The 23,296-nt window shown below is 66.9% G+C and carries 20 protein-coding genes; 7 read left to right on the top strand and 13 right to left on the bottom strand.

Annotated features, from left to right (window positions below; translation table 11 throughout):
- Positions 1–46: 46 nt before the first annotated feature.
- A complete protein-coding gene (locus ACTMTF_RS07610) occupies positions 47–328 on the bottom strand; it encodes a hypothetical protein (RefSeq protein WP_441109917.1) in 282 nt (93 codons plus the stop codon).
- 6 nt (positions 329–334) lie between these two features.
- Here ACTMTF_RS07610 and ACTMTF_RS07605 point away from each other — a divergent pair, with 6 nt between their 5' ends.
- Entirely contained in the window at positions 335–1,234 is a 900-nt protein-coding gene (locus ACTMTF_RS07605; protein ID WP_441109916.1) for a hypothetical protein, read from the top strand.
- Positions 1,231–1,716 (top strand): hypothetical protein, encoded by a 486-nt coding sequence (locus ACTMTF_RS07600; protein ID WP_441109915.1) that lies wholly within the window; start codon positions 1,231–1,233, stop codon positions 1,714–1,716. Before ACTMTF_RS07605 ends, ACTMTF_RS07600 begins: the two co-directional genes overlap by 4 nt.
- Positions 1,717–1,913: 197 nt before the next feature.
- Here ACTMTF_RS07600 and ACTMTF_RS07595 read toward each other — a convergent pair whose 3' ends face one another.
- Positions 1,914–3,479 (bottom strand): long-chain-fatty-acid--CoA ligase, encoded by a 1,566-nt coding sequence (locus ACTMTF_RS07595; RefSeq protein WP_441109914.1) that lies wholly within the window; start codon positions 3,477–3,479, stop codon positions 1,914–1,916.
- Positions 3,480–3,529: 50 nt separating this feature from the next.
- Between ACTMTF_RS07595 and ACTMTF_RS07590 the strand changes: the two genes are divergently transcribed.
- Both ACTMTF_RS07590 and ACTMTF_RS07585 read left to right on the top strand, forming a co-directional pair.
- Positions 3,530–4,858: a sensor histidine kinase gene (locus ACTMTF_RS07590; protein WP_441109913.1), complete on the top strand. Its 1,329-nt coding sequence runs from the start codon at positions 3,530–3,532 to the stop codon at positions 4,856–4,858.
- On the top strand, positions 4,855–5,541 hold the full coding sequence (locus ACTMTF_RS07585) for a response regulator (RefSeq protein WP_441109912.1): 687 nt from the start codon (positions 4,855–4,857) through the stop codon (positions 5,539–5,541). Before ACTMTF_RS07590 ends, ACTMTF_RS07585 begins: the two co-directional genes overlap by 4 nt.
- 76 nt (positions 5,542–5,617) lie before the next feature.
- On the opposite strand, the gene ACTMTF_RS07580 is transcribed toward ACTMTF_RS07585, so the two are convergent.
- The 11 genes from ACTMTF_RS07580 to ACTMTF_RS07530 form a co-directional block, all read right to left on the bottom strand.
- Positions 5,618–6,361, bottom strand: a complete 744-nt coding sequence (locus ACTMTF_RS07580) for an SDR family oxidoreductase (protein ID WP_441109911.1) — start codon at positions 6,359–6,361, stop codon at positions 5,618–5,620.
- The gene (locus ACTMTF_RS07575; protein WP_441109910.1) at positions 6,358–7,530 is read right to left on the bottom strand and encodes an alpha-hydroxy-acid oxidizing protein; all 1,173 of its coding nucleotides are present in this window, start codon (positions 7,528–7,530) and stop codon (positions 6,358–6,360) included. The genes ACTMTF_RS07580 and ACTMTF_RS07575 overlap by 4 nt, the downstream gene beginning before the upstream one ends.
- A 31-nt stretch (positions 7,531–7,561) precedes the next feature.
- Positions 7,562–7,870 carry a DUF4387 domain-containing protein gene (locus ACTMTF_RS07570; RefSeq protein ID WP_441109909.1) on the bottom strand — a complete coding sequence of 103 codons (309 nt, stop codon included), beginning with the start codon at positions 7,868–7,870 and terminating at the stop codon, positions 7,562–7,564.
- Positions 7,863–9,248, bottom strand: coding sequence for an acyclic terpene utilization AtuA family protein (locus ACTMTF_RS07565; protein ID WP_441109908.1), 1,386 nt, complete (start codon positions 9,246–9,248; stop codon positions 7,863–7,865). Before ACTMTF_RS07565 ends, ACTMTF_RS07570 begins: the two co-directional genes overlap by 8 nt.
- A gap of 29 nt (positions 9,249–9,277) precedes the next feature.
- Positions 9,278–10,993: an IlvD/Edd family dehydratase gene (locus ACTMTF_RS07560; RefSeq protein WP_441109907.1), complete on the bottom strand. Its 1,716-nt coding sequence runs from the start codon at positions 10,991–10,993 to the stop codon at positions 9,278–9,280.
- Entirely contained in the window at positions 10,986–12,191 is a 1,206-nt protein-coding gene (locus ACTMTF_RS07555) for a carboxymuconolactone decarboxylase family protein (protein WP_441109906.1), read from the bottom strand. Before ACTMTF_RS07555 ends, ACTMTF_RS07560 begins: the two co-directional genes overlap by 8 nt.
- A 44-nt stretch (positions 12,192–12,235) precedes the next feature.
- On the bottom strand, positions 12,236–13,795 hold the full coding sequence (locus tag ACTMTF_RS07550) for an acetolactate synthase large subunit (protein ID WP_441109905.1): 1,560 nt from the start codon (positions 13,793–13,795) through the stop codon (positions 12,236–12,238).
- Positions 13,796–13,801: 6 nt separating this feature from the next.
- On the bottom strand, positions 13,802–15,184 hold the full coding sequence (locus tag ACTMTF_RS07545) for an FAD-binding oxidoreductase (protein ID WP_441109904.1): 1,383 nt from the start codon (positions 15,182–15,184) through the stop codon (positions 13,802–13,804).
- A 98-nt stretch (positions 15,185–15,282) separates the two neighbouring features.
- Positions 15,283–16,137 carry a fumarylacetoacetate hydrolase family protein gene (locus tag ACTMTF_RS07540; protein ID WP_441109903.1) on the bottom strand — a complete coding sequence of 285 codons (855 nt, stop codon included), beginning with the start codon at positions 16,135–16,137 and terminating at the stop codon, positions 15,283–15,285.
- 48 nt (positions 16,138–16,185) lie between these two features.
- Complete coding sequence (locus tag ACTMTF_RS07535; RefSeq protein ID WP_441109902.1) at positions 16,186–17,487, bottom strand: CitMHS family transporter; 1,302 nt, start codon at positions 17,485–17,487, stop codon at positions 16,186–16,188.
- A 341-nt stretch (positions 17,488–17,828) separates the two neighbouring features.
- Positions 17,829–18,920 carry a tartrate dehydrogenase gene (locus tag ACTMTF_RS07530; RefSeq protein WP_441109901.1) on the bottom strand — a complete coding sequence of 364 codons (1,092 nt, stop codon included), beginning with the start codon at positions 18,918–18,920 and terminating at the stop codon, positions 17,829–17,831.
- Between the two features lie 147 nt (positions 18,921–19,067).
- Between ACTMTF_RS07530 and ACTMTF_RS07525 the strand changes: the two genes are divergently transcribed.
- The 3 genes from ACTMTF_RS07525 to ACTMTF_RS07515 all read left to right on the top strand — a co-directional run bounded on the left by ACTMTF_RS07525 (position 19,068) and on the right by ACTMTF_RS07515 (position 23,209).
- Positions 19,068–19,973, top strand: a complete 906-nt coding sequence (locus ACTMTF_RS07525; RefSeq protein ID WP_441109900.1) for a LysR family transcriptional regulator — start codon at positions 19,068–19,070, stop codon at positions 19,971–19,973.
- Between the two features lie 87 nt (positions 19,974–20,060).
- Complete coding sequence (locus tag ACTMTF_RS07520; protein WP_441109899.1) at positions 20,061–21,047, top strand: phosphoglycerate dehydrogenase; 987 nt, start codon at positions 20,061–20,063, stop codon at positions 21,045–21,047.
- A gap of 794 nt (positions 21,048–21,841) precedes the next feature.
- Positions 21,842–23,209, top strand: a complete 1,368-nt coding sequence (locus ACTMTF_RS07515) for a cation:proton antiporter domain-containing protein (RefSeq protein ID WP_441109898.1) — start codon at positions 21,842–21,844, stop codon at positions 23,207–23,209.
- Positions 23,210–23,296 lie beyond the last annotated feature (87 nt).

Genomic DNA, 23,296 nt, shown 5'->3' with positions numbered 1-23,296 from the left:
GAAACCGCGGATCAGGTCGGCGAGGGCGCGCGCCCTCCGGTGAGCATCACCGGTCACTGCGGGCCGGCGGCCACACCCAAGGGATACGTTCGCCGTCCGCCTTGTACGGCTGGGTCTGATCGGCATGATAGAGCGCGGCCCACCAGCGCAGGGCCGGCTCCGGCCTCGACAATGCCGCCGAATCGTTCGACTCCACCCGCAAGGTCGAATACATCCACCGGCACTCACGGACTGCCACGCCGCTCCCGGCCGGCTGGGCCGCTGGCAGGAAAGACATCTTTATTGGCAGCTTTTCCGGTGTCGGGAAGCGGCGGCCGAATGTCACCATCGGAATATGTGGCGCACGATATCCGCGCTGGCAGTTCTGCTGGCAATCAGTGCCTGCTCGGACGGTGCCACCGTCCGTGAACCGCCCGATTCGTTCACTCAAACCAAAACCCAAACCGAAAGGGACATGCTCGACAGGGCCGAGCAGCTGCTTTTACGCGACTGCATGAGGAAACACGGCTTCAAGGTCTGGATGACACCACCGGATAATACGATGCCGCAGAGTTTGCAATTCCCCTACGTGCTCACGGACATTGACTGGGCAAAGAAGCACGGATACGGCGGCGACCTTCAGGAGCGGGCCGCCGCGCTGGCGGAGGCGGACCCCAACAAACGCTATTTCCAGGGGCTGTCGAAGCAGGCCCGCGCCGCCGCCCGCGCCGCGCTCAACGGCCCGGCGCCGGTCGGCCTGGAGGCGAAGGTGCCTCTGGGCGGCACCATGCGGAGAAGCGACCGCGGTTGCGTCTCCGAGGCCGAGCGGCTGCTCTACGGCGACCTGCGCACGTGGTACCGGGTGACGAAGGTCACCGAGCAGCTGAGGCCGCTCCGGGCCGGAAAGGTGCTGGAAGACGCAGGGTACAAGGCGGGTCTGGCCGAGTGGTCCGCGTGCATGCGCGGCCGTGGCCACGACTATGCCCGCCCGGCGGCCGCGCGCGGGGCGATGCTGGGCGGCGCTGACAGGCATGACCGTGCTGAAGAGATCCGCACCGCGGTGGCCGAGGCGACCTGCGCGAGAGACACCGGCCTGACCGACACGGTACGGCGGCTGGACGCCCGGTACGAGCGGGACCTCGTCGCGCGGTACCGCTCCGACATCAAGGCGAAACGCGACCTGGAACTCGCCGCCCTGCCCCGGGCGGCCGCAATCATCGCTGAGCGCGATATTCGAAAGGAAGGGACAGAATGAACACCATTCGTGCCGTGCTCCTGAGCATGGCGACCGTCGGCGCACTTCTCATCGGGATGCCCGCCGCCTCCGCGGACACCCCCGACCGCAAAACGGCGCAAGAGGCCCCGGTGGCGGCCTACAACGCCGAGCCCAGAGAGGCGGGCGCCGCGGGCGTGGTCGACGGCAGATTCTGGATCTACGAGCACGCCTACGAGCAGGGCCGCGGCTGTGGATACGGCGGCGACTGGAATAACTATCAGTATTCCGGCCTCAATTGCGGGAACATGGACAACATCGCGACGTCGGTTTACAACCGCGGCTACGTCCATCAGTACGACGACGTGGTGATGTGGAGAGACCCTGGTTTCGTGGGTCCGTGGATGTGCCTGGGGCACGGCGACTATTGGCAGGATTTCACCCTGGGACGGGAAGTCTTCCACACTGGCGAAAGCGCCGACAACAAGATCAGCTCCCACGCCTGGGTCACCACCTGCGGCTGATCAGGGTCCCGGAAACGCGTAGCCCTCGTCGGGAAGGTCGGCGAGGGCTGTGTCGGCCGGGCCGGACCAGCGGGCACGTTCGCTGATCAGGGCATCCGGTTCGGTCCAGGATGCCGCGTCGGGGGCGGCGCTGCGCGGATCATAGGGCGAGTGGCTGATCGGCTCGACGAAGAGGCCTGAGTCGAGGGGGCGTTCAGCTACGAGAGTTCGCGCTTGAGGATCTTGCCGGTGGCGGTCATGGGGAGGGCGTCGGCGATCTCGAAGACGCGGGGGTACTTGTAGGCGGCCATCTGCTCCTTCGACCACTCCACCAGCTCGCCGGGCGTGGCGGTGGCGCCGGGCTTGAGCACGACCACGGCCTTGATCTCCTCGCCGTGGGACTCGTGCGGCACGCCGATGACGGCGGCCAGCGAGATCGCCGGGTGAGTGAGCAGTACCTCTTCGATCTCGCGCGGGTAGACGTTGAAGCCGCCGCGGATGATCATCTCCTTGGCCCGGTCGACGATGTAGTACCAGCCGTCCCCGTCACGCTTGGCCAGGTCGCCGGAGCGGAACCAGCCGTCCTCGGTGAGCACCTCGGCGGTGGCCTCGGGGCGGTCGTAGTAGCCCTTGAAGACGTTGTGGCCCCTGATCGCGATCTCGCCGATGGCGTCGGGCGTCCAGCCGACCTCCTCCCAGCTCGACGGCTTGATGAGCTTGAGCTCGACGCCCGGGATCGCGGTGCCGATGGAGCCGGCCCGGGCGGGGGCGCCGCGCGGCTTGAAGGCCGCCACCGGCGAGGTCTCCGAGAGGCCGTAGCCCTCGGCGATGACGACGCCGAACCGCTTCTCGAACTCGTGGTGGATCTCCACCGGCAGCGCCGAGCCGCCGGCCACGGCGGTGCGCAGGTTCTTGGCGATGGCGGCCACGTCGACGCTCTCGTCGAGCGCGCCCAGCAGGCCCCAGTACATGGTCGGCACGCCCGCGAAGAAGGTGACCTGCTCCTTGTGCAGCAGCCCGAGCGCGGCCTGCGGGTCGAACCGCGGCAGCATCACCACGGTGCCGCCGAAGGCGGCCGCGCCGTTCTGGATGACGGTCTGGCCGAAGGAGTGGAACAGCGGCAGCACGCACAGGTAGGTGTCCGGGCTGGTCCCGTCGGCGCCGAAGAGCTGGTCGGAGACCAGCGCGTTGTCGCGCATGTTGCGGTGGCGCAGCTCGGCGCCCTTGGGCCGGCCGGTGGTGCCGGAGGTGTAGAGGATGACGGCGGTGTCGTCCTCGTCGGTGGCGACCGTGTCGAACGTGGCCGGCTGCGCGGCGATGGCGGCGCCGAAGGTCTCGGTGCCCTCGATCGGGCTCGGCGCGGCCGGGTCGACGGTCACCACGAAGAAGTCCTTGGTGCTCTCGGTGGCCTGGAAGCCGGCGTACGCGTCTCGGCCGATGGGCAGCTTGGGGGTGCCCTGGAAGGCGAACAGCGCGACGGCGTCCGAGTCGCCGAGATGGTAGGCGACCTCGCGACCCTTGAGCAGCACGTTGAGCGGTACGACGGTGGCGCCGGCCTTGAGGATGCCGTTGTAGACGATGGTGAAGAACGGCAGGTTGGGGATCATCAGGGCGATCTTGTCGCCCGGCTTCACGCCGCGGGAGACCAGCAGGTTGGCGACCTGGTTGGCCGCACCGTTGACCTGGGCGTAGTTCAGACGAGTCTTGCCGAGAACGATCGCAGCACGGTCGGGATACTTGGCTGCGCTTGATTCGAGCAGCGAGGACAGGTTGTACGACGGCACGGGCCCTCCATCACAAGACCGGGTTTTCGCCAACCTATAGAGTTCAACGCGTGGCGATCGTCACACCATTCGGGGAGGCATGCCCCCTGATCGGGGGATTCAACCGTCGGCGTACCAGTGGTAGATGGTTGCAGATGGCCGATGTGGAGGATGCCCGTACGCCCGTAGCGCGCTTGTCCGCGCGACGAAGGGAAGTGCCCGGTGTGATGCAGTCGCTCGCCCGGCAGGCTCGGCTCATCGCCCTTGCTTGCCTACTGGTCGACGTCGTGATGTTCGCCGTGGCGACGCCCGACCTGCCCGGCGCGCTCCGGATCGGCGGGTTGATCACCATTGTGTGCGTGGATGCCGCACTTGCGCTCCCTCCCCGATACTCGGGGCAAGTGGCCGTCGCGCACGCGGCCACCGCTGTCGGCTTGGCCCTTCTGCTCCAGGCGACGCCCGGCGCGGATTGGGATCTGATCGGCAGCGTGATCGCGGCGTACCGCACCGGCGCCTGGCTGCGTGACAGGTCGAGCATCGGCGCCGTCATCGTGCTGGCGGCCGGCATCGCGATCGCGGAGTCGGTGGCCGGTCCCGGCGACATGCTCGCGGCCGTCACAGGAGTGGTGAAGGATGCGTTCATTCCTTGGCTGGTCGGCCGGTATACCTCAGCGCGCCGTGGCTACATCGCGGAGCTGCACCACAACCGTGAGATGGAGGTGCGCGACGCCACCGCCGAGATGGAGAGGGCTGCGGAGAGATTGAGGACGTCGATCGCGCGTGACCTGCACGATGTCATCTCCCACCACGTGAGCGCGATCGGTGTGCACGCGGGTGCGGCACGTCTCAAGCTCGCCGCTCGGCCCGAGTTCGCTGATCCGGACATCATCGACTCGCTCACAGCCGTCGAGGCGTCCAGCCGATCGGCGATGCTCGACCTCCGCCGGGTGCTCGACATCTTGCACAGGACCTCCGATTCGACCAGCCAGATCGGCCTCGGCAATCTGGACGAACTGTTCGACGGTGTCCGGCGCTCGGGCTTGGCCATCCGGTTCCAGGTGACGGGCATGCCGCGCGAGCTGCCCGGCTCGGTCGACATCGCGCTGTACCGGATCGCCCAGGAAATGCTGACCAACGCACTGCGCTACGGAGACGGGACCACGGTGGACGTCGATCTCGACTTCGGCGAGAACCACGTGGTGCTGAGCGTGCGCAACGGCATCGGCCCACGCCAGGAGCGAGCCGACCGTCCCTCGACCGGGCGTGGGCTGGTGGGCATCCGGAGCCGGGTGGCCCTGTTCGGCGGCACCGTCTCACACGGACCCGACGGCAGCGGAAAGACTTGGGAGACCAGGGTGAACGTATGCTTTGACGCGTCATCGTCAGGAGAAGCACTGTGACATCTCGCATCCTCATCGCCGATGACCACGCGACCTTCCGCTCCGGGTTGCGCGCCATCCTCAGTACTCAGCCGGACCTGGAGTGCGTGGCCGAGGTCGCGGACGGGCGCGCCGCGGTCTCGGAAACGCTCCGACTGCGACCGGATCTGGCGATCCTCGACGTCCGAATGCCCAAGTTCGACGGCCTCGCAGCAGCAGCCGAGATCAGGGCGTCGGGACTGACCAGCGTCCGCATTCTCATGCTCACCACCTACGACAGCGACGAATACCTCCATCGTGCCCTGACCGCGGGAGTGCAGGGCTTCGTGCTCAAGAGCCTGCCCGCCGAGGAGCTCATCGCCGCGGTCAAAGCCGCGGGTCGCGGCGACGCCTACGTCGACCCGTCCGTCGTTCGGCGGCTCACCTCACGCATCGCCGACGCGATCGCTCCGGTCGAGCAGTCGGTCCAGACGCTGCCACCAGGGATGGCCCAGCTGACCGCGCGCGAACACGAGGTGTTTCTGCTGCTCGCTGAGGGGTTGACCAATCAAGAGATCGCCGCGACCCTCTACATCGGCGACGAGACGGTCAAAACCCACGTCTCACGGATCCTCACGAAACTGAAGCTGCGCGATCGGGTGCACGCGGTGCGTTACGCCTACCGGTATGGCATCGTCCGAGTCGCCGACGAACTGGACAGCTGACGTCATCGACCTGCCAGGTTCTGCTCGCGGAGAACCTGGCAGGTGTCGCGCGCGTCCACGGCGCAGGGCGCTGCGGTCACCACCCCGGCGACTCATCGACCGCGGCACCGCGGAACGTTGCCGTCATGGTCCCGGGCAGGAGCGTGGCCATGTGGACGGGGGTCGCCGCACCGTCGGCCAGTGTGCGTTCACCGCGCCGGTCGGTGGACGCGTTGATGTCGGTCGGTACCCGGCCGGGAGTGACCGCGTTGACCTGGATACCGTCAGCTCGCAAGGCCTCGGCGTACAGGAGCGTGAGCACGTTGAGCGCGGCCTTGGACGAGCTGTAGGTGAGTGCTCCGGTCGTGCGCTGCCGGCTGTCCGGGGCGCTCAAGGCGGTCAGCGACCCGAGGCGACTGGACATGTTGACGATCCGCCCGTTCGCCGACTTTCGCAGCAGCGGGATGCAGGCCGAGGTCACGGTGACGACGCCGAAAACGTTGACCTCGAAGGTGGCGCGCATCTGGTCCGCGGTGATGTCGGGGACCGCGGTGCCGATCTCGCTTGAGATGCCCGCGTTGTTGACCAGGACGTCAAGGCGGCCGGACTCAGCGTCGATCGTCGCGACCGCGGCCGCGACGGAGCCCACGTCGGTGACATCGAGCTGGACGAATCGAACATCGCCGCCGCCGGCAGCCAGCTCATCGGCCGCCTCCCGGCCACGGGCCTCGTCCCGGGCGCCGAGATAGACCCGCATACCTCGGCCCGCCAGTTGCCGCGCGATCTCGCGGCCCAGGCCCTTGTTCGCGCCCGTGACCAGGGCGATGTCGGTGGTGGTCATGCCCGTCCGGCCAGCGCGCGCTGGACGTTCGCCCGCACTTCGGCGAGATTCGGGTATCCGTTCACGGCCATCAGCAGGTCCGCCTCGGCCAGGAACATCCGGAGCAGATGAATCAGGCCGGGCACGCCACCGAGCGCGAGTCCGTAGACGTAAGGGCGACCTATGCCCACCATGGTCGCGCCGAGGGCGAGCGCCTTGACCACATCGGTCCCGCTGCGCACGCCGGAGTCGAACAGCACCGGGACCCGGCCCTCGCACGCCGCGGCGACCGCCGGCAGGAGCTCCAGGGCGCTGAGGCCGCCGTTGGCCTGGCGGCCACCGTGGTTGGAGCAGTAGATGCCGTCCACGCCGGCGTCGATGGCGCGACGAGCGTCGTCCGGGTGCGCGATGCCCTTGAGGATGAGCGGCAGATCGGTCAGGGAGCGCAGCCACGCGAGGTCGGCCCAGGTCAGCGGGTTGCCGAAGATCTGTGCCCAGGTGCTCACGATCACCTGCGGATCCTCGCTGAAACCGACGAGCCGGCGGAAGACCGGATCGCTGGTGTAGTTCTTCAGCACGTGCCCGCGCAGCTGCGGGAAGTTGCCCGAAGCCAGGTCCCTCGGCCGCCAGCCCGGGAGCCACGTATCAAGGGTCACCGTGATCCCGCGATAGCCGGCCTGGACCGCGCGCTCGATCAGGCTGGCCGCGAGATCACGATCCTTGGGCGTGTAGAGCTGGAAGAAGCTCGGGGTTTCGCCGGCATGCGGGATGACGTCCTCCAGCGGATCCTCCATGAGCGTGGAGAACATCGCCGGCACACCGGTGGCGGCCGCCGCCTGGGCGATGGCGATGTCACCGTGCCGATCAGGGGTCACCAGACCGGCGACCCCGACCGGCGCCATGAAGACCGGGGTGGGGAAGGTATGTCCCCAGGCGGTCACCGACAGGTCCCGGTCGCTCGCACCGACCAGCATCCGGGGCACAAGTCCCCACTGCGCGAAAGCGTCGACATTGCGACGTTGGGTCGCCTCGTCCCCCGCACCGCCGGCGATGTAGGACAGCAACGACGGGTCGAGCGCGGCGACCGCTCGACGTTCGAGGGCGGCGTAGTCCATCGGGAAATCAGAGACGCGCCCGCTCAGAGCGTTGAAGTAGATTTCCAGCTGATAGTCACCGAACGCCTGACTCATGTCATTCGCCCCTCACCCGGTCGTCGACACATCACGTGAGCTCGACATCGAGGAGGTAGGCGTACTGCTGCCCGGAGTGCAGGTCCCGCTCCTCGATGCCACCCTGAGGAGATCGCCTGGGGTAGGAGATCTTCAAGACCTTCATCTGCGGAATCGGGTAGAGAGAGATCGTGTCCGCCTCGACCCCATAGATCGCCGCGATCGACTCGGCGCTCAGCGAGGGGCTCTGGGCATAGCGATCGTAGTTCTCCTGGCCGTCGAACATCAGGTCGATGGTGACCCAGAACGGGCCCGCCACCTTCGACCTGACGTGATGACAGACTTCACGGACCTTAGGCATTGGCTGCCACCTTCACTTTCAGCTCATCAAGCATCTGGATGCGAACCAGTTCCAGGGGGTCATCGACGCTGACCACGTGGTTGAGCACGAACTGGAAGACGCGGCCGCGATCGATGTCGCCCGGCGTGAACGGCCAGCCGTAGCTGGGCAACTCCATGCCCAGGCGAAGCGGCATGTGGAAGAAGTACGGGTTGCATGCCTTGGCGATGTGGCTTGCCAGCTCCTGCGTCTGGGCGGTGATGACGCACATCATGCCGATCTCGAGCGGGACCGAACCGGGAGGCGGCGCCATTCCGCTCACCCCGTTCCAGCCGTACATGCGCAGCGAGATGTCGAAGTCATCCCGGCTCAGGCCCGTGGCCGAGATGGCACGCTTGGTCAGCGTCGTCAGCATCATGTCGTGGAACACCGCAGGCTCGGCGAGCACGTCGGGGTCGACGATCCCGACGATCATGATCGTCTGGAACAGGTCCCCGGAGGCGCCTTCCAGTTTCATCGTGTACGGCCGCGGAACCCACTTCGATCCCGTCACCCGCACCTTCGATTCGGTCAGCTGGACATACTCACACTCGGTGACATCGAGCTCGCCACCCGGCTCGGTCAGCCGCCACGGGTTCTTGTTCTCGTACAGCAGGTGCCCCGCGATGCCCTCGACCAGCGCCCTGAACTGCGGATCGACCGGCTCGACCGCGAACCCGTCGGCATCGATCTCAAGGAGCACACCACGCTGTCCGGTGTTGGCCGTGGTTGCCTGGCCGCCACACTCGGCGATCTTGCCCGCGTGCCAGCTCGGCCCGGCCGGTGCGCCCTTCCACAGTGCGAACGCCCCGATCACCGCCGGATCGGAGGTCCGGCCGCCGATGATGATGTCGGCGCCCGCCTCCAGCGCCGCGAAGTAGGGCTCCGGCCCCATCAGCGCGACGATGTGCAGGCACTGATCGATGGTGGCCTCATCGAGGTCGCCCAGCGGGGGCAGGTTGGAGATCTTGCCCTCGGCGAGCTTCTGCTTGATCAGCTGCGGTTCCTGCTCGGAGTAGAGCAGCGCGATCCTCGGCGTGTATCCCTTCTCGCGGGCGATCTCCAGGACGATGTCGCGGGTCCAGTCGACGTTCAGATCGCCTCCGGCCTGGCCGGACGTGCCGATGAGAATGGGAATGTCCGCCTGCTGCTGGGCACCCATCAACAGCTGGAGGTCCTTCTTGACCGAGCCCCGGTCGTTCTTGGACATCCCGGTGGCCAGATAGGCCGCACCGGCGTCGGTCGAGCCGGCGTCCAGAGCGATCGCGTGGGGGTTGCGTGCCAGCGCGTAGCCGATCTCCTCCGGGAAGATCCCGACACCGAGGGAGCCCTGGGGCACGTAGATCCTGATCGATTCCAATGCTGATCCTTTCTTACCGCCGCAGCGGGTCAGTGCTGGTTGGGTGGGACGTCGCTGCCGGTCTTGCCGACCAGGAAGTCGAGATCGCAGCCGTCGTGGGCCTGGTTGACGGTGTCGATGTAGAGCTTCGCGTAGCCCCGCGTCGCCTTCGGTTCAGGCGCCGGCCGTTCCCCGGAGCGCCGCGTCAGTTCCTCGCCGGAGACCAGGAGTTCGAGCCGGCGACCGGCGACATCGAGTTCGATGACGTCACCGTCACGCACGACGCCCAGCAGACCGCCGACCGCCGCTTCTGGCGAGACGTGGAGGACGACCGCACCGAAGGCGGTGCCACTCATGCGCGCGTCGGAGATCCGGACCATGTCCTTGACCCCCTGAGCCAGGAGCTTGGCCGGAATCGGGATCATGCCCAGTTCGGGCATACCGGGGAAGCCCCTGGGCCCGCAGTTCTTGAGGACCAGGATCGAGTCGGCATCTACCTCGAGATCAGGGTGGTCGATGCGGGCGTTGAGATCGTCCTGGTTCTCGAACACGACGGCCTTACCGCGGTGCTTGAGCAGGCGCGGTTCTGCCGCGGACGGCTTGATGACCGCACCCTCGGGGCAGAGGTTTCCGCGAAGGACCGCAATCCCGGAATGTGCCTTGAAAGGGTCATCGAGCCTGAAGATGACGTCGCGGTTGTGGCACTTCGCCTGGTCGTTGTTCTCCGCGAGACTCTTGCCGGTCACGGTCAAGGCGTCACCGTTGAGCAGCCCGCCTTCGCACATCTCCCGGATGACCGCCGGCAGCCCCCCGGCCTCATGGAAGTCCTGCATCAGGTACGTGCCGGATGGCTGGATATCGACCAGCGTCGGGATGTCCTGGCCGATCGCGTGCCAGTCCTCGATGTCCAGCGGGACTTCCATGCGCCGGGCGATCGCGGTCAGATGGATCACGGCATTGGTGGATCCTCCGATCGCCGCGTTGACCTTGATCGCGTTCTCGAAGGCCTCCCGGGTCAGCACCTTGTCCAGCGTGAGGTCCTCGAGCACCATGTCGACGATGCGGCGTCCCACCATCCGGGCGAGTACCCGGCGGCGCGCATCGACGGCGGGGATCGCCGCGTTGTCGGGAAGCCCGACGCCCAACGCCTCCACCATCGCTGCCATGGTCGAGCCCGTGCCCATCACGTTGCACACACCGACGGTGCGGTTGAGGCAGGACTCCGCTTCTTCCACGTCGTCGATGCTCGCGCGGCCGGCCCGCAGGTCGGCCCCCAGGTTCCAGGCGTCCTTGATGCCGAAGGGCCGGCCGCGGAAACTACCGTTGAGCATCGGCCCGGCCGACAGGCCGATCGTCGGGAGGTTCACGCTGGCGGCGCCCATCAGCAGCCCCGGCGTGGTCTTGTCGCAGCCCATCATCAGCACGACGCCGTCAAGCGGATTGGCTCGCAACGTCTCCTCGACATCCATGCTGGCGAGGTTGCGCAGCAACATGGCGGTGGGACGGGTCAGCGTCTCTCCTGTCGAGATGACGGGGAATTCCATGGGGACGCCGCCGGCCTCCAAGATGCCCTCGCGAACGTGTTGGGCCAGCTCGCGGAAGTGCGAGTTGCACGAGGTGAGGTCGGACCAGGTGTTGCAGATGCCGATGACCGGGCGACCGTCGAAATGGTCTTTCGGCACGCCACGGCTCCGCACCCAGCTCCTGTGGGTGAAACCCTGGGCCCCTTCGCCGCCGAACCAATCCTGTGATCGGAGATCAGCCACGGTTTCCCCTCTGCTGTCCATCACGGAATCGCTCGAGTTCGGGCAGGTAGCCGATCGAGTTCTCCTCCAGGGTCGTCCCGAAGTTGCGCGCCAGGCAGGACTGGAGAACGTAGAGTCCGTACACCAGCATCAGGTCGGTGATTGCCTCCGAGCCGAACTGGTCGAACTTGTTCCAGTTCGCATCCGAGATGCGGTTCTGGTGGTACATCTCATCCACGGCGCTGACGACGACCCGGTCGAAGTCCTTCAGCGACGCGCTCTGCGGGCCCTCGGCCACACCGGCGAGGTCGTCGTCGGTCACGCCCAGCGCCAAGCAGGCCTTACGGTGCTGTGACCACAGATACTCGCTGTCGCACAGCCAGACCGTGCGCATGGCCGCGAGCTGCCACACCCGAGGGGGGAGGCATGTGTCGTCGATCGCGCGCTTGCCGAACGGTGCGATCGACCTGAGGAACTCGGGGTAGTTGATCATGGCCTTCTGGAGCTTCGAGGTGGTCGGCTTGCCGCGCCGTCCCATCCGGTTCGCCTGCTCGATCTGCTGGGGGCTCAGCAGCGCGTAGTCGGCTTCGAAGACCCGCTTGGGCACCTGGCGCGGAGCCGTCAGATCCGTGCCGGCCGTGGTGCTCGCGTCCCTGGGCATTCCCCACCCGGCGAGGCCGTCCTCCACCTCGACACCCATGCTGTTGACCGCGGCCGAGAGCGTGACGAAGAAGCCGTAGGTCGTCATGACGTCCATGACCGCATTCGGTCCGAGCCGGCCTACCCGGTACCATTTTTCGTCGCTCAGATAATGCGTGTCATGCATCTCGTCCACCGCCTCGACGACATGTTTTTCGATGCTGTTCAGAGCGTCCTGATATTCACCCGTGGCAATCGCGCGGACTTCGGAGTCGGTGATCCCGATCGCGACGCCCTCCTCGCGAACATGCGCCCAGAGATATTCGCAACCGCACAGCCAGGCCGTGCGCAGTGACGCCATGACGGCCAGACGCTTCGGAAGGTCGCTGGTCAACGTGACCCTGGTGCCGATCCTGCCGATGGAGCGGGCGAATTCGGGGTAGTTGAGGAAGGTCTTCATCATGGCGGAGGCGCCCTCCTGCGCCTCCTCGCCATACGGACCCATCTTGATCCGGACCGCTTCCTGTCTTTCGGAGAGGCTGCCGAAATCCACCGGGCGCACACGCGTGGGGTATTGCATGGTCTGTCGATCTCCTAGGTTGAATCATCTCGGTCGAGCCGGCCTTACATCAGGGGCGGCACGATCGCATCGATCAGGTGGGGGCCGGGCTCGGCCAGTGCGAGCCGGAACTGTTCTGCCAGCTCCTCGGCGGTCGTCGCCCGGGTCGCGGGCACGCCCATTCCCTCGGCGATCTTGACGAAGTCGATGTCGGGCCGGGAGAGGTCGAGCAGCTCGCCGGCCTTGGGGCCAGGACCCTGGACGCCGACGCGCTGCAGCTCCAGGCGCAGGATCGCGTAGGCACGGTTGTTCAGCAGCACCGTGGTGACGTCGAGGTTTTCGCGAGCTTGCGTCCACAGCGCCGAGATCGTGTACAGCGCGCTGCCGTCGGACTGGAGGTTGATGACCGGCCGGTCCGGTGCGGCGACGGCGGCACCGGTGGCGACCGGCATGCCGTAGCCGATCGCACCGCCGGTCAGGGTCAGCAGATCGTGCCGTGGGGCGCCGGCGGTGGCGAGCGGCAGCAGCAGACCGGAGGTGTTCGACTCGTCCGCGATGATCGCGCGGTCGGGCAGCAGTGCGCCGATCACGTCGGCCCAGCTCCGCAGGGTCAGTGGCCCGGACGGTAGCTCGGGCCGGATGGCCTCTTGGAGCACGGGCCGGGTCTCCGCCGCGACCAGGTCCGCCAGGTCTTCCAGCGCTCGCGGGACGTCGTGCCCACCGTCGGCCAGGAAGTGGACCTGGGCGCCCTCAGGAACCAGGTCGCTCGGCCTGTCCGGGTAGGCGAAGAACGACACCGGCGGTCTCGTTCCGGCAAGGATCAGGTGCCTGATCCCGTCGAGCTGCTGGACGACCGATTCGGTGAGGTAGGCGAGCCGCTCCACGGCCGGCAGGCCGGCACCGCGCTCCAGGCGCGCGGGGAACGTCTCGACGAACGTCTTCGCCCCGGTCGCGGCGGCGATCCGGCTGGTCGCGCGTAGACCGGCCTCGCGGCAGGCGCTGCCTCCGATGAGCAGGGCCACCGGCTCGCCGCTGGTCAGCACCTCGGCGAGCTGCCGAAGGGTGGCCGCGTCGACGGGCTGCGGCTCCCTGGGCGGGACGGGAGCGGCGATCACGCCGCCTTCGCCCCAGGAGACATCGGCCGGCAGGATCAGCGTCGCGATCCGGCCGGGTGGGTCCTGGGAGGCCGCGACCGCGCCGGCGGCGTCGGCGCCGATGTCCTCGGTGTGCTCGGATCGCCGGACCCAGCCGTTGAGGGTCCCGGCGACGGCTTCGATGTCCGACTCGAGCGGGGCGTCGTACCGCTTGTGGTGGGTCGCGTGGTCGCCGATCACGTTGACGATCGCCGAGTGCGCGCGACGCGCGTTGTGCAGGTTGGCCAGCCCGTTCCCGAGACCCGGTCCGAGGTGCAGGAGGGTCGCGGCCGGCTTGCCCGCGATCCTGGCGTAGCCGTCCGCGGCGCCGGTGGCGACGCCTTCGAACAGTCCGAGCACGGCCCGCATCTCGGGAACGCCGTCGAGCGCGGCCACGAAGTGCATCTCCGACGTGCCCGGGTTGGCGAAGCAGACGTCCACCCCGGCGCCGGCGAGCGTGCGGATCAGCGACTGCGCACCATTGATCTTCATCAGCGCTCACACCTCCGCAGCAGGGAGAATGCCCGGGTTGAGGATTCCGGCGGGGTCGAAGCTCGCCTTGATCCGGCGCATCAGCGCGATCTTCGCCGGGTCCTCAAGCTCGAGGAAGTACCCGGACCTGGTCTGTCCGATGCCGTGCTCACCGGAGATCGCGCCGCCCAGTTCCATGCCCAGCGCGAAGATCTCGGTCAGGAGCTTCTTCCGCTTGTCGGCGTCCGGGCAGAAGAGGCCGAGGTGGACGTTGCCGTCACCGGCGTGGCCGCACCCTGCCACGGCGGCGTCGCGCGAGAGCACGAGTTCCTCGGTCCGGCGCAGGAACTCCGGCATCGCAGCCCGCGGCACCACGACATCGATGATGTCGTCGACACCGATCGTCTTGGCCGTCCAGAAGGACTTCTCACGTGCCTCGACGAGCTTGCCGGCAGCGGCGCCTTCGAGCACGTACGCGTCCATCGCGCCGCAATCGAGCAGCAGGCCACCGAGCTCCATGACGTCGGCCTGCAAGCGGTCCTTGTCGCGGCTCTCCAGCGCCACCATCAGGTAGGCCGCCGCGGAATCCCGGACGGCGTCCTGAACGCCGAGGTCGAGGTTCAGATGGTCGCTGATCGCGCCAAGGGTCCGGTCGTCGATGTACTCGAGGATGTGCGGGGCGAGTCCGCTGGCGATGATCTTGATAACGCTCTTCAAGACCTCGTCCACGGTCCTGAAGGGGGCCAGCACCGTCGCTCCGTGCGGCAGTCGCGGGTAGAGCTTCACGGTGACCTCGGTGACGACGGCGAGGCTGCCCTCGGAGCCGACGATCAACTGGGTCAGGTCGTACCCGGACGAGACCTTCGCGATCTTGCCACCGGTCCGGATGATCTCGCCGGTCGGCAGCACCGCCTGCAGTCCCACGACGTTGTGCCGCGTCACCCCGTACTTGACGGCCCGCATCCCGCCCGCGTTCGTCCCGACGTTCCCGCCGACGGTCGCGCTCAACTCGCCCGGATACACGGTGTAGCTGAGCCCGGCCGCGGCAGTCCGCTCGTCCAGGTCGGCGAGGGTGATGCCCGGCTGCACCACCGCGACGTGGTTCTCGGTGTCGATCTCCAGTACGGCGTTCATGCGCTCGAAGGAGATCACCAACCCGCCCGGCCGGGGCCTGGCCGCGCCCGAAAGGCCCGTGGCCGAGCCCCGTGGGGTGACCGGAACGCCGTGCTCGCCCGCGCTCAGGAGTAAAGCCGCGACCTCCTCCGCGGTCTTCGGCCGCGCTACGAAGGCGGGCTTCTGCGGGGCGGCGGTCAGGGCTTCGTCATGCGCGTAATCCTCCGAGATCCTCTCGCCTGTGAGGAGATTCGCGTCCCCCACGATCTCCGCGAACCGCTCGGCAACGTCGCTCACCAACGACCCTTCCTCTCTGTCGCCATCGGATCTGTGGTCATCGGAGCCGGAGCGGCTCCTGGGCGCTCTGGCGGTGTCGCCTGCTGCGGGGCTCGGCCTCACTGCGTCGGCTCCTGGACGACCGGATTGGTCAGGGTGCCGATCCGCTCGATCTCGATCGTGCATTCGTCGCCCGGCTGCAACCAGACCTGCGGGTTCCGGAAGGCACCGATGCCGTTGGGGGTGCCGGTGACGATGACGTCCCCCGGCGCCAATGTCATCGCCTCGGAAAGGATGGCGATCAATCGGGGCACGTCGAAGATCATGTCTTCGGTGTTGGCATCCTGCAGGACCTCGCCGTTGAGGATGGTCCGGATGCGCAGCCCGCTGCAGCCGTCAGGCAGTTCGTCGCCTGTCACCAGCTCGGGCCCGAACGCGCCGGTGGCGTCGAACGCCTTCCCCATCGTCCATTGCTGCGACTTCATCTGGAAGTCTCGGACCGATCCGTCGTTGAAGAGGGAATAGCCGGCGATGTGGTCGAGTGCCTCGTGCTCGGCGATATGACGTCCGCCCTTCCCGATCACCACGGCGAGTTCACACTCATAGTCGAGTAGGCCGGATGCGTTGGGTCGAACCAACGGGGCTCCATGCGCGACGAGGCCGTTCGCGAACCTGGCGAACACCGCCGGATATTCCGGAACGTCGAACCCGCTCTCCTCCGAGTGCGATCGGTAGTTCAGTCCGATGCACAAGATTTTTTCGGGCCGCGGGATCGGCGGCAGCAGGGTCACGTCCGACAGTGCGAATTCAGGTGCACCCTGGAGAAGCTTCGCCAGGTCCGCGAGACCGGATTCGCCGCCGAGGAACGACTGCAGATCGCCACCGAGCTCAGAGACCGGAAGTCCGCGATACCCTCCTGCGGACTTGATCCCGACGCCCTGCGCGTCTCCGATGGCGTAACTGATGAAGCGCACTGTCTACTCCTGGAATTCGACTGGTTGATGGCATCGGTGGGCGCAGGCTCAGGTGGCGTAGATCGCGCCGGTGATCGTGGCTGCGGCGATCGCCGTCAGGGTGATGCCGATGGCCCACCGGAGGGAGAAGCGCTGCAAGGTACCGAAGTCTGTGCGCAGGAGCGAGGCAACGAGGTAGATCGGCGCACTCAGCGGGCTCAGCGTGTGAAGGTAGATTCCGGGCAGCACGGAGTGAGCGATCACCTCAGGCGGAATGCCGTACGCCGACCCCGTCTCCGCGAGGACCGGGACCACGCCGAAGTAGAAGCTGTCGTTGGACAGGATGAACAGCAGCGGCCCCGAGATCAGAGCGGTGACGAAGGCGAAGCCGCCGCCCCAAGCCTCCGGCAGATGGGTGACGAGGGCGTCGGACATCGCCTTGACCATCCCGCTGTCATTGAGGATGCCGGAGAAGGCGCCTGCCGCGAGGATGAGCGAGATCACCATGACCACGGTCCCGGCGTGCGGCTTCAGCTTCTCGTTCTGCGTGCGCAGGTTGGGCCAGTTGACCGTGACGGCGATGGAGAACGCGATCATGGCCAGCGCCGGCAGGGGCAACAGTTCGATGCCCATGCTGACGATGAAGGCGATCGTCAGCGCGAAGTTGAACCAGACGTTCTTCGTCGGGATCGGCGTGCGAGGCTCACCGATGCTCGCTTCCCCGTCTTCTTCCACGAGGGCCGCCTGGGCCTTCCGCGCGCCGAGCTTGCGCCTTTCGCCGCGTCCCACGAAATACGCGAAGACGAGGGCGGCCGCGAGGGTGAGGACGAGCGCCGGCAACATCGGGAGAACCACGTCAGCGACATCGATCTCGAGCGAGACGGCCATCCGCGCGGCCGGGCCACCCCACGGCATCCAGTTGAGAGTCGGACAGATGATGGCGAGCAGCATCGCGATGATCAGCGGATTGATCCCGACCTGACGATAGATCGGATACATCGACGTGATGACGACGAAGGCTGCCGTGGAGCCGTCGCCATCAAGGCCGATGCACATGATGAGGATGGCGGTGCCCACCACGATCCTGACGGGATCTTCGCCGACGATCGAAAGGATCTTGCGAATGAGCGGCTCGAACAGGCCGCACTCGGTCATCACGAGGAAGTAGAGGAGAGCGAAGGTCAACAGCACCGCCGTGGGCGCGGTATCGACGACTCCGGACACCATCATGTTCCCCAGGTCCGCGCCGAAACCCCCGAGCAGGCCGAACACCGTGGGGATGAGGATCAGGCCGGCGACAGCCGATATCCTCTTGGTCATCACCAGTAAGGTGAAAACGCTGATGGACCCAAAGCCCAATGCAGCCAGCATGTACGCTTCCTCTCAGCTTTTACGGAGCCGCTCGGCTTCGCGACCGGTCAACCGATGCCCGAGAGAATTCCGGGAATAGTTCTATGAGCACGGTTGAGTACGAATTCCATTCGGCGAACTCCGCTCGGGCCCTACCTGCCCTGAATGTCGCCGAGTCGATGTCTTGAACGGACCTCGGTGGGCTTTCGCCTTGTCTCAGGCTAGGGCTCAGATGAGTGGCGCTCATCACGCCGACCGGGGAGGCTCCTCCCCTGATCGGGGGACTCGTATTCGGCCGCAGTGGTGATAAGTGATATGGCTCAGGTTCGGCGCTGAGGAGGAACGGCTGCTCGGTCAGGCCGTTACTCGACGACCTCCGGGGCCTGGAGCCGTTCCGCGATCGCGGTTCCGAGTTGGACGGTGGTGGCGATGCCGCCGAGGTCCGGTGTCTTCGCCGCCGACGCGTCCACGAGAACGTCCTCGATCGCGGCGACGACGGCTTCGCCGGCGGCGCGCTCCCCGAGGTGGTCGAGCATCATCGCGGCGCTCCAGATCTGACCGATCGGATTCGCGATGCCGCGACCTGCGATGTCAGGCGCCGAGCCGTGTACGGGTTCGAAGAGGCTCGGGAAGGTCCTCTCGGGGTTGATGTTGGCACTGGGCGCGATGCCGATCGTGCCGGCACAGGCCGGGCCGAGGTCGGAGAGGATGTCGCCGAACAGATTGCTGGCCACGACGACGTCGAACAGGTCGGGGTGGAGGACGAAGTTCGCCGTGAGGATGTCGATGTGGTATTTGTCTGCACGAATTTCCGGGTACTGCCTGGCCATCGCCTCGGCGCGTTCGTCCCAGTAGGGCATCGAGATCGAGATCCCGTTGCTCTTCGTCGCCCAGGTGAGATGCTTCTTTTCTCGCCGTTGTGCGAGCTCGAAGGCGTATCGAAGGACGCGATCCACGCCTACTCGCGTCATCACGGTCTCCTGGAGCACGGTCTCACGGTCGGTTCCTTCGAAGATCCGTCCTCCGATACTGGAGTATTCACCCTCGGTGTTCTCCCGCACGACGTAGAAGTCGACGTCCTCCGGCGTTCGATCTCGCAACGGACTGACCACCCCGTCAAGCAGGCGTACAGGTCGGAGATTGACGTATTGGTCGAACTCACGCCGGAACTTCAGCAGACTTCCCCACAGCGAGACGTGATCCGGCACCACCTCGGGCCAGCCGACCGCGCCGAAGAAGAGCGCGTCGAATGCCATGAGGGTCTCGTGCCAATCCGGCGGAAGCATCTCGCCGTGCGCCTGGTAATACGCGGCGCTGGCGAAGTCGAACTGCTCGGTTTCGACGGTGAAACCGTAGAGTTCTGCTGTCCGGCGCAGGACGCGCAGGCCCTCCGGCACGACTTCGACTCCGATCCCGTCGCCCGGGATGACAGCGATGCGATAACTGCGAGACATGGATCCGTACCTTCTTCGCTAACTGGGCCGCCGCCGGTTGTCCGACCGGCCGGAATCATCAACGTACGCAGGTCGTCACCTGGGACCTAGCGTCATTCGAGCAAGGTAGGCTTTCGCGGTGGGAAAGATGCGTGGCGGAGGTCGGCTGTGCCGGAGTCTGTCGACGACCTGAGATTCTTCACGGTCGTCGCTGCGAGTGAGACGCTGACGGCTGCTGCACGCGGGCTTGGATGTTCCCTTCCTGTGGTGAGCAAGCGTCTCGCAGCGATGGAGCAGCGCCTCGGTGTGCAACTGGTTCGTCGCGGGACCCGGAAACTGGTGCTCACGTCCGAGGGAGCCGTTCTCGCGAAGGGGATCGGCCCGATCCTCACTGACGTTCAGCGGCTGGAGGAGGAGATCTCCGGCGGCTCCGGGGACCTCCGCGGGTCGTTGGTCGTGGAGTCGACTCTCGGGATCGGGCGGGCGCATGTCGGCCCGCTGCTGGGCGAGTTCGGAGCGCATCATCCGCATCTCGACGCTCAGCTGACCACGACGCCCCTTCCTGTCAGCCCTCATCGACGGGAGTTCGACGTAGCGATTCACGTGGGTCCGATGCACGACTCGACACTGCGGATGAGGCGCCTCGCGGAGAATCGGCGGGTGGTGTGCGCGTCCCCGGCCTACGTGCATGAGCACGGAGAGCCCAGAACGGTGGACGAACTCGCCGGCCACAACTGCATTCTGCTTCGCGAGAACTACGGTGACTACGCACTGTGGCGCTTCGGTCAGGGTCCGGATGAGTTCCGCGTTCGGGTCGACGGCACGTTGTCCAGTGACGACGGCGACATCGTGACCGGATGGGCACTTGAGGGCCGCGGGCTCATCATGCGCTCCACCTGGCAGGTGGCCCCCTTGCTGAAGGACGGGCGGCTCGTGCAGGTGCTGGCGGACGTGCCCACACCTGCTGCGGACGTGTACGCACTCCACGCCGACACCGATCATGTCCCCGCACGGGTGACGGCGGTCCTGGACTTCATGAGTGAACGACTGCCTGAGCGACTGCTCGATCGGTGAAAGGTGACCTTTCGCCGGCGGGGGTTACCCCGTCGAGGTCCCGCCATTACGTTGCTACGAATGCCGCCGAAAGTGAGTGCTCGACCGATGTCCCGCATCCTCATCACCACCGACTACCTCGAGCCGGGCGATCCGGTCGACGTGTACTTGAGAGAACATGGTCATGAGACGGTGCACGCGCCGCTGCATGGGCGTCGTGATCGCGACGAGCTGGTCGGACTGCTCGACGGCGTCGACGGCGCGCTCATCGCCAACGAGCCGATGACGGCTGACGTCCTCGCCTCGGCACCGACCTTGAAGGCCGTCGTGCGGTCGGGTGTGGGTTACGACTCCGTCGACGTTGCTGCTGCCTCAGAGCTGGGGATCCTGGTCAGCAACCTGCCGGGCATCAACGCGAACGCCGTCGCGGAATTCACGATGGGTGCGATCCTGGCGGCATCAAGGCGTCTGGTCGAGCTGGCCGTGGGCGTCGCCGAAGGCAGATGGCCGCGTACGGACGGACACGAGCTGCGGGGATCCACACTCGGCCTGGTCGGGTTCGGCGCAGCGGCACGCGCCGTGGTGCCGCTGGCACGCGCATTCGGGATGACCGTGCTGTGCCGCACCGCGATCGAACCGGACCACAGCTCACCAGCACCTGAAGTGGAGTTCGTCGACCTCGACACCCTGCTCTCCCGCTCGGACATCGTGTCCATCCACACCGCCCTGACTCCCGCCACTCGCCACCTGATCGATGCCCGAGCACTGAGTCTGATGAAGCCGACCGCGCTGCTCGTCAACACCGCACGCGGTGCGATCGTCGACGAGAACGCCCTGGCCGCAGCCGTCCGCAACGGGACCATCGCCGGTGCCGCCCTCGACGTGTGCGAGGTCGAGCCGCTCCCGGAGGACAGCGTGCTGCGCGGCATCGAGGGCATCACGGTGTACTCACACATGGCCGGCCAGACGGTGGAGGCGCGCGACGCCGCTGGACGAGAGGCCGCCGTCGAGCTCGTCAACGCTCTCTCCGGCAGGCCGGCATTCCGCGTCAACGACCCCTCGGTGCACCGGTTCCGCGTGACCCTGCAGAGGTGACCGGTCCGTGCGGTGGATGATCGCCGTCGACACCAGACCGACCTGTGGGCCGCCATCGCGGAGCGCGGTGGCCGCTTGCCGAGCCCAAAAGGAAAGCACATCGATAGCGCATGAAAAGCGCCTGTGCCTAACCTGGGCCTGCCATCTACTGGAAAATAGGGGTTGCCATGTGTCGGACCGTTCCCGGCTCCTGTTTATCGGCACGCGCAGTTATCGAGCGTGTCTTTTACGCTCGGTCAGGTCGGCTTGCGACGTTCGCCTCTGCAGGACGGCCGAGCCGATCCGGGAGCGGCAACCTATCGCCGGTCGGTCGGTTGTGAATTCCGTCGTGGACGCTGTCGGGAGGTCCGCGGCGGCTGATGTCACAGCGACAGACCTCGTCCGGGGCGTCGAGCCGGCCCGAGGGTCACATACTGCTCGCCTTCCAGGTGGCGGAGGAGCACGGCCTTCCCGGCACGCCACCGGCCGCCGTACGGCGACGTCGCAACAAGCATCGGACGGGTGCCGAGCAGAAGGCCGCGGCGGATCGACCACGTGACGGCATGCGCACAGCCAACCGGACCGCGAATGCCACCGAATTCATTCCGCCCCAGCATTCAGGAGAGCTCCGATCGGAATTCGTGGCGCTGCCCATTCTCGGCCAGCATCTGGGCCTCGTTTCTGTTCATTGAGAGGGTTGTCCGCATGTCCAATCCGTTCGAGGACGTTGGCCGGGACTGTCTGGCGCTGTGCAATGACGTGGAGCAGTGTTCGCTGCGGGAGGCAATGGCCACGAACGAGGGCGTGTCGGCGTCATGATCTCCGTGCCGCGCCGGGCCGCGACGGCGATCGGGGTGACCGCGGGGCTGGTTCTGCTGGCGGGCATGGTGCCCTTGTGGGTGGCGTCGGGGTCGCAGGCCGTGGATTCGCTCACTCACTTCCTGATCGCGGTTGCGGTGATTCTGGCGGTGTGTCAGGCGCTGGCTGCGCTGGCGCGCCGGTTCGGTCAGCCGCCGGTGCTGGGGGAGATGGTCGGCGGGTTGGTGCTGGGGCCGTCCATGCTCGGCGCGATATGGCCGGAGGCGGAGGCGTTCTTGTTCCCGCAGTCGGTGATCGAAGGGCTGGACAAGACGGCACAGCTCGGCTTGGTGGTCTTCGTCTTCCTGCTGGGGTGTGAGTTAAGCACGGACCGGATCGAGCGCAAGGGCATGGTGGTCGCGACGGTGGTCGGGGGCATGGCCCTGCCCTGTCTGGCGGGCATGGCGATCGTGCTGGCCAGCGGTGGGGTGTTCGCGGGCACGAGTGCGACGCCGCTGGAGACGATGATGTTCGTCGGGCTGGCCATGGCGGTGACGGCGCTGCCCGTGCTGGCGCGGATCCTCGCCGACTTGGGGCTGGAGAGGACGAGTGTCGGCGCGTTGTCGATGTCGGCGGCGGCGATCGGCGACGGGCTGGCCTGGATGACCTTGGCGTTCCTGCTGGCCGGTCAGGACGCGGGCGGTCAGGGGCTGCGGAACCTGCTCCTCGCCACCGCGCTGGTGCTGGTGACGGCGTTGTGCGTGCGTCCGTTGCTGGCGACGCTGGTGCGCCGGCTGGGGTCGAGCCAGTCGTTGACGGTGGTGCTGATCTCAGGGGCGATCGGTTATGCGGTGCTGACCCATTCGATCCAGTTGCACCCGGTCGTGGGTGCTTTCCTGTTCGGGGTCGCGGTGCCGCGTGACGCGCCGGCGGTGGAACGCATCAGCCGGCAGTTGGAGGGCTTCACGCTGACCGTCTTGCTGCCGCTGTTCTTCGCCGGGGTCGGTCTGAAGATGGCGGTGGGGCTGCTGGGCGTGGATCCGTCGGCTTGGCTGGTGCTGGTCGGACTGTCCGTGGCGGCCGTGGTGACCAAGGTGGTCGGCGCGGGCGGGGCCGTCCGGCTGGCCGGGATGCCGTCTGCGGAGGCGTGGCGGCTCGGGTTCTTGATGAACTGCCGTGGCGTGACCGAGCTCGTGGTGCTGACCATCGGCTATCAGGCCAACCTGATCAACCAGCTGGCGTACACGATTCTGGTCCTCGTCGGGGTGATCACGACGGCGGTCACCGCGCCCCTGGTGCGCTGGTCGCTGAGACGTACGCAGGACGATGACGGCGTGACGGCCGGCGGCGGGGGAACGAGAGCGGATTCTCGCGCGCTGCCGTGAGACGCCCACTTCTCGATTTCGACGGATCAAGGCTCCGCCCGATTCCCCGCCGCGCCGCACCGCCAGGTCACCACGCCGCACCGGAAC

Origin of the sequence: Nonomuraea sp. ZG12 (assembly GCF_052068115.1) — a bacterium.
Classification (GTDB): Bacteria; Actinomycetota; Actinomycetes; order Streptosporangiales; family Streptosporangiaceae; genus Nonomuraea.
The sequence above is the reverse complement of the archived record's forward strand: the minus strand, read 5'-3'. Positions and strand labels throughout refer to the sequence as shown.

Coding starts and splice junctions, on each gene's coding strand:
- ACTMTF_RS07530 (WP_441109901.1), bottom strand. CDS start 18,920: ATGTCTCGCAGTTATCGCATCGCTGTCATCCCGGGCGACGGGATCGGA.
- ACTMTF_RS07580 (WP_441109911.1), bottom strand. CDS start 6,361: ATGACCACCACCGACATCGCCCTGGTCACGGGCGCGAACAAGGGCCTG.
- ACTMTF_RS07535 (WP_441109902.1), bottom strand. CDS start 17,487: ATGCTGGCTGCATTGGGCTTTGGGTCCATCAGCGTTTTCACCTTACTG.
- ACTMTF_RS07605 (WP_441109916.1), top strand. CDS start 335: ATGTGGCGCACGATATCCGCGCTGGCAGTTCTGCTGGCAATCAGTGCC.
- ACTMTF_RS07555 (WP_441109906.1), bottom strand. CDS start 12,191: ATGCAATACCCCACGCGTGTGCGCCCGGTGGATTTCGGCAGCCTCTCC.
- ACTMTF_RS07515 (WP_441109898.1), top strand. CDS start 21,842: ATGATCTCCGTGCCGCGCCGGGCCGCGACGGCGATCGGGGTGACCGCG.
- ACTMTF_RS07520 (WP_441109899.1), top strand. CDS start 20,061: ATGTCCCGCATCCTCATCACCACCGACTACCTCGAGCCGGGCGATCCG.
- ACTMTF_RS07600 (WP_441109915.1), top strand. CDS start 1,231: ATGAACACCATTCGTGCCGTGCTCCTGAGCATGGCGACCGTCGGCGCA.
- ACTMTF_RS07570 (WP_441109909.1), bottom strand. CDS start 7,870: ATGCCTAAGGTCCGTGAAGTCTGTCATCACGTCAGGTCGAAGGTGGCG.
- ACTMTF_RS07550 (WP_441109905.1), bottom strand. CDS start 13,795: ATGAAGATCAATGGTGCGCAGTCGCTGATCCGCACGCTCGCCGGCGCC.
- ACTMTF_RS07610 (WP_441109917.1), bottom strand. CDS start 328: ATGGTGACATTCGGCCGCCGCTTCCCGACACCGGAAAAGCTGCCAATA.
- ACTMTF_RS07575 (WP_441109910.1), bottom strand. CDS start 7,530: ATGAGTCAGGCGTTCGGTGACTATCAGCTGGAAATCTACTTCAACGCT.